At 39.7% G+C, this 8,318-nt stretch carries 7 protein-coding genes; 2 read left to right on the forward strand and 5 right to left on the reverse strand.

Going from position 1 to position 8,318, the window contains the following annotated elements:
- The first annotated feature begins 338 nt into the window (after positions 1–338).
- Entirely contained in the window at positions 339–1,016 is a 678-nt protein-coding gene (locus F6K20_RS14450; RefSeq protein WP_287295079.1) for an acyl-CoA dehydrogenase family protein, read from the forward strand.
- 660 nt (positions 1,017–1,676) lie between these two features.
- Complete coding sequence (locus F6K20_RS14455) at positions 1,677–3,071, forward strand: flippase (RefSeq protein WP_287295081.1); 1,395 nt, start codon at positions 1,677–1,679, stop codon at positions 3,069–3,071.
- Positions 3,072–3,187: 116 nt separating this feature from the next.
- Here the strand turns inward: F6K20_RS14455 and F6K20_RS14460 are convergent, their stop codons facing one another.
- The 5 genes from F6K20_RS14460 to F6K20_RS14480 all read right to left on the reverse strand — a co-directional run.
- Positions 3,188–4,030, reverse strand: coding sequence for a sulfotransferase (locus F6K20_RS14460; protein ID WP_287295082.1), 843 nt, complete (start codon positions 4,028–4,030; stop codon positions 3,188–3,190).
- Between the two features lie 431 nt (positions 4,031–4,461).
- Positions 4,462–5,589 carry a sulfotransferase family protein gene (locus F6K20_RS14465; RefSeq protein WP_287295084.1) on the reverse strand — a complete coding sequence of 376 codons (1,128 nt, stop codon included), beginning with the start codon at positions 5,587–5,589 and terminating at the stop codon, positions 4,462–4,464.
- A gap of 141 nt (positions 5,590–5,730) precedes the next feature.
- Entirely contained in the window at positions 5,731–6,561 is an 831-nt protein-coding gene (locus tag F6K20_RS14470; RefSeq protein WP_287295086.1) for a sulfotransferase domain-containing protein, read from the reverse strand.
- A 22-nt stretch (positions 6,562–6,583) separates the two neighbouring features.
- Positions 6,584–7,348, reverse strand: a complete 765-nt coding sequence (locus F6K20_RS14475; protein WP_287295088.1) for a TauD/TfdA family dioxygenase — start codon at positions 7,346–7,348, stop codon at positions 6,584–6,586.
- A 1-nt stretch (position 7,349) separates the two neighbouring features.
- Positions 7,350–8,318, reverse strand: a 969-nt coding sequence (locus tag F6K20_RS14480; RefSeq protein WP_287295089.1) for a glycosyltransferase family 4 protein, incomplete at its 5' end; no start/stop codon positions are given.

The raw sequence follows: 8,318 nt of genomic DNA on the forward strand, positions 1-8,318 counted from the left end.
GGTGCGTTAGGGGGGGCTCATTTTCCGCTTCGTAGCTAGGGTTATGTTGCTGCCCGTAACGCACCACTGTGTCAAACAGCAAAAATGAGATGCACCCCAAGATGCCTGTTCTACTCATTGATCACAGCCAAGATGCCTGTTCTACTCATTGATCACAGGCAAGATGCCTGTTCTACTCATTGATCACAGGCAAGATGCCTGTTCTACCAACAGGGCTGTGAGGAAAATATTGATAACGTAAGCATTCAGCGGTCAGCGGTCAGCGATCGCTGATCGCTGATCATGGTTACAAGGTCTTTGCCACAGGAGCAGATGGGCTACAATGGGCGATATTGTTTGTGAGTACTGCCGGAACAGGAGCTGTTCGTCATCACGATGGACCAGCCCATTCCGTGTTGATGTTAGCCTGTGATTTATCAGACCCAAGTGTAAGCTTTGATTCAACTTGGTGGAAACCGATTGGAATGCGGGGAAGCGTAAGTTATCGCGTACAATTCGATCACACCTTTATTCCTAAAGAAAATCTGATTGGCTATCCAGGGCAATACTTGCTTGAAGAGTGGCAAACTCGCTTTACTCCTCAGTATGGAGCGGCATTTTTGGGAGCAGCAGAAGGGGCTTATGGTTATGCCCACGCTCATATCAAAAAGCAAGGCAGAGAACAGGATGCTTATGTGCAGCATCGGATTGCTAAATCAATGATGAATATTGAAACTATGGACTTGTGGCTGCGAAAAGTGGCTTTGTTGTGGGAAGCAGGTCAACACCAGCAGGCCAAAGAAGCTGGTAACCGCTTTCGTTATTTGTCAGAAAAATTGGCACTGGAGACCTTGGAACACTGTACTCGGATGTGTGGCGCTCGTGCTATGATTCAACCGAGTCCTTTGGAACGGATTTATCGCGATTTATCCTTCTATACTCTCCATGATAATTGCGATCGCGTTTTGGCCTCCATTGGTCAGGAAATACTGGGGCAAGAAAGCGATCGGGCGTTTTTTAATTCTTCACGGAAGTAAGCATATGCGCTACGCGCACGCTGCGCGAACAGCTATCAGCTATCAGCTATCCTAAATCATTTGTAAAATCACTGGAATTATTAAAAAGTAGCTCCTTCTCCTCCTGGGAGGGATTAGGGCGTGTTTTCAAAGTTTTCCGCAAGATTATGATCCCCCCCAGCCCCCCTTAAAAAAGGGGGGAGCCATACTCAAAGTCCCCCTTTTTTAAGGGAAACGGGGGATCTCCGAGTTTGAAGACACGCCCTAGGGGTGGGTGCCTTCTGCTTCCTGCCTTAAAGCAGCCCATTTGTTTCACGAATCAAATAGGATTGCTATATCAGCTTATGGGCTATCGACAAACTAAGGGAACAGCTTTTGAATCAAACAGGTAAGCATTGGTTTAATCTCTGTTACGGAAAGCTGACGGCTGACAGCACCTCAAGTAGCGTGAGCTTTTAGCTGACGGCTGAATGCTTACCTTGAGATACTTCACCCCGATATCTTTTCCATCTCCCTAACCAGGGGTAAAATTTCCTTACCAAAGTAGGTCATTGTTTCCAGTTCAGGCCAAGCAGAGAAAATGAACTGAGAGCAGAAAGTGTATTGATTTGCTGAACGAACAAAGTGGGCGAGAGCAGTCCAAGATATTTTTATAACCATTAACTAACAACTTACCTTAGTATGACTCAATCTTCGCTCCCTCAAAGCCAAAACAGTACTCAAGATACCCCGGGACAAGAACAAAAAAGTCGTCAACTAGACTTTCTAGCCAAGGACACTCTTATCGCTCTGACTATACAAGCCTTTGGGTTAGTTCTCACATACGCGGTTCAGGTCTGCTTGGCTCGATGGATGGGCAAAACGGAGTACGGCATCTACGAATATGTTATCTCCTGGTCAATGCTCTTAGGGATTCCAGCAGCTTTAGGATTGCCGAGGACTGTGTTGCGCTTACTTTCAGAATACCGTGTGAAAGAAGACTGGGGACATTTACGGGGCCTCGTGCGTGGGAGCTGGCTATTAACATTATTGGTTGGTGTCTTATTAAGCCTAGGTGCTGCGGGTGTTATCTGGGTGCTGAATTCTTTTCACAACTTTAGCTATGCAACACCATTGCTGATTGGACTGGCGCTAGTACCACTCCAAGCTTTGACAGTTTTGCAGTTAGAAACAACTAGAGCAATGGGTGACATTACATTAGCTTATGCTCCATCTAGAATTATCTGGCCGATCTGGGTTCTTTGCGGTGGGTTTCTTTTGTTTGACGCGAACCATTCTCTAGACAGTTTGCCGATGATTGAGGTTGCAGAACTACTGCTGTCGGCTGTTCTGCTGTTTCAGTTGTGGTTGCTTTGGGAAAAGATTGATAGAGAGATTGAACCTGTTACCCCAGTTTATTCCTATCAGCAGTGGTTGGGGATTGCCCGGATTTTGCTACTCCAACAGTCGTTTGGCGTTATTTTAAACCGTACAGATATTCTCATGGTTGGTTCTATTATCGGGCCAAGTGAAGCTGGCATATATAATGCGGCTCTGAAAACTTCCATGTGGGTGTGTTTCACTTTACAGGTTGTGAATATGGTAGTAGCGCCCTTATTTGCAAGCCTCTACGCTCAAAAAGATATGCAAGGTTTGCAGAAGGTAGTTTCCAGAGTAACCCTCTGGATTTTTGTGCCTTCGATTGTTATCGCCCTAAGTTTAATTGTCTTTTCCAAACCAGTGCTGAGTATTTTTGGTTCCGGCTTTACTGCTGCGAGTTGGTCTCTAAAAATTCTCATTGTTGGGCAGTTGGTTAGTGCATTGTGTGGCTCTGTGGCTAATTTAATGGTAATGACGGGACACCAGAACAAATCGGTTATCGTTGTTGGCTGTACTGTTTTGCTCAATATAGTCTCAAACGCGATCGCTATTCCGATGTTTGGGATAATTGGAGCTGCGATTACAACAAGTTTGACCGTGATCGTGTCTAATGTTTGGTATAGTATCCTTGTGGTCAAGTATGTTGGGGTACGCCCTTCTGTCTTTTACAGTCTCTTCAACCTCTTTAACTCAGATCTTGCAGCGAAAAAAAGTTGATGAAATAACTAAAAGTTAGTCTTCATCGTTTTTGGAAAAAAACTCGATTCGGTGTCTATCGGCTGCTCGTTCTTTCCTTTATTTCTTACCTATTGGCTTATTGGGCTTATTTAGATTCAGGTGTTCCTATAGGAATAACCTTTGAGAAAGTCAAATCGCTCTATTTCTTTTTTGACTAGATCGATTGCTTTTGTATTCCATTGCACTTTTGCACGAGTTCCCTGGGGCGATTTATACAAAATACTAACGCAGTCCTTGAGATAATCTGGCTCTGCTTGTTGACCTAAAAAATTGCATAGCTCTCTAAGGGCTACTTCAGGATTGCCGAGCATCCATTCATGCCGAAGATGGAAAAATTTGTTGTCCCCTATTTTTTCTCGAACCTTATTTACAGTGTTGCACCTAGCAAAGTATAACTCTATACATCCGTCTAAATCTATACTTAACCTCTTACTATCTCTGATAAATATAGTACTAATATTATCATAAGGATTTCTGATTACATGAATAAAATAAATGGGTTGACTAATAGTTTGTTGTAAAGTTGACAAAAGAGAAAAATTAGCCATCAACTCCCTGGAAGTTCCTCCTCCCTTCTTATCACCAATGACTTTCAAAGTTTCAAATTTTCCCTGCCACTGATTGGGGACATCATAGGTATAATCATTTTGTATGCGGCTTTCTTTAGCATAGTTTTGAGAGTTATTTAGTAATAAGTGATAAATTTCTGCTTGTTTATATTCTTGTTTGATATAGTGTAGGACATTCAATTCATGAGCAATAATCATGTTGGGATGAGCGTCGAGCAAGGAACCTACTAAACTATGTCCGCTTCTAGGATAGCCGATAAACATACAAAATTTTTCTAGATCTTGAAAGGCTTTTTCATATCCATCCTTTTTGGCTAAATATTCCGGAGTGAGCTGATTTTGCTTTTTATTTTGGCTATTTATAGACATAACTTTATATGCTATTGTTAAAGGTTTCCTGTTAAGATTATAACAATTTTCAATTGGGTTAAATACAAAGCTCTGGGTTTTAGGGAGGAGGGTAAACGCATCTTATTTTAAAATCCCTACTGGATCTGAGATTCATAGGATAAATATTTATACTTAGTGATTTTGAAATCTATTCTAAGTAAGGATTCTATAATTTAGGGTTCTTCAGTACCTACTATGCGCTCATGTCAAGTTAAAAAACTCAGAAAGCTTACTGTACAAGGGAAATGAGGCTATTTAACTAACAAAATTTTTTAAATACGGTTTTTTTTTCACTGCTCCCTGCTCCCTGCTCCCTGCTCCCTTTGCCAAACTGTTTATTTAGCATAACAAGTACGGAAGAGCCTAATTTAGATGGGTTTGCCCTGAAAATCCTCGCTTTTGATTTAAGTTTACCAATTGTCATCTTCTACGTAGCCAAATTGCACTAGGTATTTTTGAGCTTTTTCCTTAAATATTCTTTTTTCTTCCTCAGTCATTTCAGTTTTCCATCTACCTCGACCATCAAATAAAGGTTGATTAATTTGCCAATTTCTGAGATTTTTGTGGTCTTGAATATTTTGAATTTCCTCTGGTTTAATAATTTCAGAACTATACCAGTGTTTGGGGGTTTCATGAAATTTCAAAACTTCCTTTCTATAATTTTCCCCTAAAAACTTAAAAAGTTTTTCTAAAGTAGTGTCCGGCTCGGCAACTAAATTTTCATATTTCACAACCATAACTCTAGGATTATTCCAGTAAGGTAGCCCAGCCAAATTATCATATACCCATTTCTCGATCTTATCTACATAAGTTGGAAACGCTTTTCTATTTTTTAAAGAACAAACAACATCTCTGCCATCTCTCAACATGATAATAAATTGGCTATTGGGACGGTATAGAGAAAGCTTTTTGATATAAAAAATATGTGAAGGACTTTTTTCCACCCAACGCTTTTTGCCAGCATTTATACATTCTCCATCCCACTGGTACATTGTTTCTTTGTGCTTAAGCTCATTTTTCAATAACAATCTACTTTCATAGGGAATAGAATAAAGGTTAGGGTGATTACCAAGAATGGTAAGCATGAGCGAAGTGCCGCTATGTCCACAACCGACAATAAAAATAGGGTTATTAATTTTAATCTGATCAGGCTCGTCAGGTTGAACATCTAAGGCATTATGGTAATTTTGTACTTCTTCTGGATTTAATTTAAGGGCATGGCGGTAATAACGAGTAGCTTCATATCCGCCTCCTGGTTGTTCTTTGTGGGCTATAGCTTCTCCTAGATTTTGGTGGTACCAAGCTGAATTGGGAGCAAGGGCGATCGCTTCTCGAAAACAGGCGATCGCTTCATCAAATTGATATTTTTTTAAGTAGACTTCTCCTAGCTTATTGTGCAATTCAGCAATGCCTGGGTTAAGCTTTATAGCTTTTTGATATGAGATAATAGCTTTATCCAAACTGTTTTGTTTTACTAAAGCTTCTCCTAATAACAAAATTTGAGTTATTTTGGATTGAGTAGGTTGATGTTCGCTCATGCTATTAAAATATCGGTTCAAAATTTTTTATTTAACCTAAATCTAAGTTAGGCTCTGTAAAAACGATTCTTTGCACCTTTGTGCCCTTGGGTGATACTTATTGATACTTTCAATTAGCAACGCCCAATATTCCTAGTGTTCTTACCAGTTCATATCCTTTTCGTAGCCAGTTTTTATAAGCAGATCGCCAAAGTGCTGCTTAAATTTTTCCTTAACCCGATCGGAAAAATGTTCTCTCCATTGTCCAGGAACCGCTTTTCTTTGATGGGATGTAACATCTTCTTGACCTCGCTTACGCCCTCCTGTCATTGATTCAAAGGAGTTCTGTCTAATGATTTCATGCAAATGTTGACGATCTATATTAATTTGGCAATGATCGATTATCTGCTCAAAAACTTTATATTCATCGGCTAGTAAATCCTCATATTTGAATAAGGCTTCATCGTTGAGCCACGACAACTGAAGATTGTGATAATCCAAACGGTTGACTATTGTATCCATCAAGTGAAGCAAGCCTTCTTCCTTACTAAGGGTATTTAATGTCTTTCGCAATTTAGATATATTGTCTGTCACTAGAGTATGGCTAATTTTAAAACTAAAATAACCGGAAACAATTGTGTCTCGAAGATCGCGAATAATTATAAATTTTATGTAAGGCTGTTGTCGCTTCTGAAAATTGTACCAATTTGTAATATAACTATTAGGATAGTGTAGTAACGGCTTGCCCTGTAAATGTTTGTTATGCCAAAAATTACCCAAAAGATTAGAGCCAAGCAGCGCTTCAAAGTCTGGTTTCGACAAATTAACAGCAGGGTAAACACCACCTAATTTAATTGGGGATTTTATATAGTAGTAAACCCGAGGTATTTTTGATACAAACCTATCTGGGGAACAACACTTTAGTACGGCTGTGACCCATCGCGATCCTGCTTTGTGATGAGTGATGTGAAATATTGTTGGCTGATTGTTCATTTTTTTTTCCATCCATGCAAAATTATGAAATCAAACAGGTGCTAATGTAATATCTGATTAAATGTCTTTTGGTATTTTCAGGCAGTTTACCCCGACAATGTAACAGGCGATGATTATTAATAAAAAGACTTTCTTTCGCTGCCAGTCTAATTTTTATCAGTTCCGTTCTTTGCTTGTGTACAACGTATTCAGAAAATTTTTCTAGCAATTTAGTCTGTTCGCCTTTATGAGGATTCGATAAATTCCAAGGAACGTAAAACACCTGATAGGTTGAATTTTTCTGGGAAATCAGCGGTTGATAAACAACTTCTTCTTCATTAGTATTGGAGTTCCTAATCATATACTGGACGCTAACTCCGCTTAAAACTGAAAGCTCAGCAGGAGTAAAATAATCTTTTATGTCTCTTGTGTCTAGCAGCAGGGTTGCACCATCGACTTCATCTTGTTCTACACAATACCATCCAATCAGATCGCTGGCTGGAGTATCTGTATGAAAAGCTAATGCCTCCGGTAGATAGACACTGGGGCGATTTGTATTATACTTTCGCTTCATTTGTTGCAGTTGGTTTAATTTAGCATCTACAACAAGATCGGTGCGTCCTATAATTTTTCCCAATAAATGCAAGAGCACTTCATAATCATTCTGGGACAGTGGCTGCTTAATGTGTACGAATCCATCAATTTTAATGATTTTCAAAATCTCGGCGCTTAAAGCGTTAATATCCATTGTCTCATTATGTCCATCAATAATGGTTTTGAATTCTGGAAATTTTTCAGTTTTATTCATATTACTCGTGATTATCTTTTTGGGTTGTTTCAAACTCGGAAAGATACAGACGTTCAATAGAGCCGATCATCTGCTTTAAATCGAACATATCACGAACGCTTTGACCTCCGTTGTAAATTAGCGATTCCTTTAGAGAATTGTTTTCCAGAATAGTTTTTATCCCCTCGTAGATTTGATTGCTGTTTTCATAATCCACCAAGTAAGCATGTTTATTATGAACTATGAATTCATCCACAACGCCTGAGCGCGTGAAAATAGAAGGAATTCCTGCTGCTAGGGCTTCTACATACACTTGTCCAAAGGCTTCCATATTTGGAGCAATTGGAACATGAACAAATACATCGAAAAGCTTATACAAGGCGAACATATCATATTCAAACGGAATCTCCACATATCTGTTAGTAGGTATTGATTGGAGTTGTTTCTGGATCTCTTCTCGGTAGTTTCCTCGAGCATTTGACAGTACAAGAAAGGCAGAAGGATAATCTTCTAGCAATCTACGAAAAGCTGGTACTATATAATGGACACCCTTCCAAGCTACATATCTTGATGCCACACCGACTACTGGAGCAACATTTTTGATATTATATTTTTCTTTGATATTTTGCACGTTTTCTTCGGAGACCTTGGCAAAAGCTTCAAAATCAAAACCAGGATGTATAACGACTACCTTGCTTGGGGTGACTCCATCATAGGAAATCACTATGTCCTTGACATTCTCGCTGGTCATTGTGATTTTTGAAGAAAGAAAATTGTTAAAATGGTCGTAAACTTGACCCCAAGGAACACGTTGCGGCCAAGGGAATGGACCTGCATGAGTTCTACTTTGTATACGTGTTGGCACCCCTGCTAAATAGGCAGCAGTCAAGCCGACTAGGGAGCCATCTACAGCATATGTATGTACGATATCAGTCTTATTCTGGCGACAATAACGGTAGCTCTTCCAGATAGCCCAAAACAGGTTAAGGCA

The organism is Moorena sp. SIO2C4 (genome assembly GCF_010672485.1).
Lineage (GTDB): Bacteria > Cyanobacteriota > Cyanobacteriia > Cyanobacteriales > Coleofasciculaceae > Moorena > Moorena producens.

Coding starts and splice junctions, on each gene's coding strand:
- F6K20_RS14455 (WP_287295081.1), top strand. CDS start 1,677: ATGACTCAATCTTCGCTCCCTCAAAGCCAAAACAGTACTCAAGATACC.
- F6K20_RS14460 (WP_287295082.1), bottom strand. CDS start 4,030: ATGTCTATAAATAGCCAAAATAAAAAGCAAAATCAGCTCACTCCGGAA.
- F6K20_RS14465 (WP_287295084.1), bottom strand. CDS start 5,589: ATGAGCGAACATCAACCTACTCAATCCAAAATAACTCAAATTTTGTTA.
- F6K20_RS14470 (WP_287295086.1), bottom strand. CDS start 6,561: ATGAACAATCAGCCAACAATATTTCACATCACTCATCACAAAGCAGGA.
- F6K20_RS14475 (WP_287295088.1), bottom strand. CDS start 7,348: ATGAATAAAACTGAAAAATTTCCAGAATTCAAAACCATTATTGATGGA.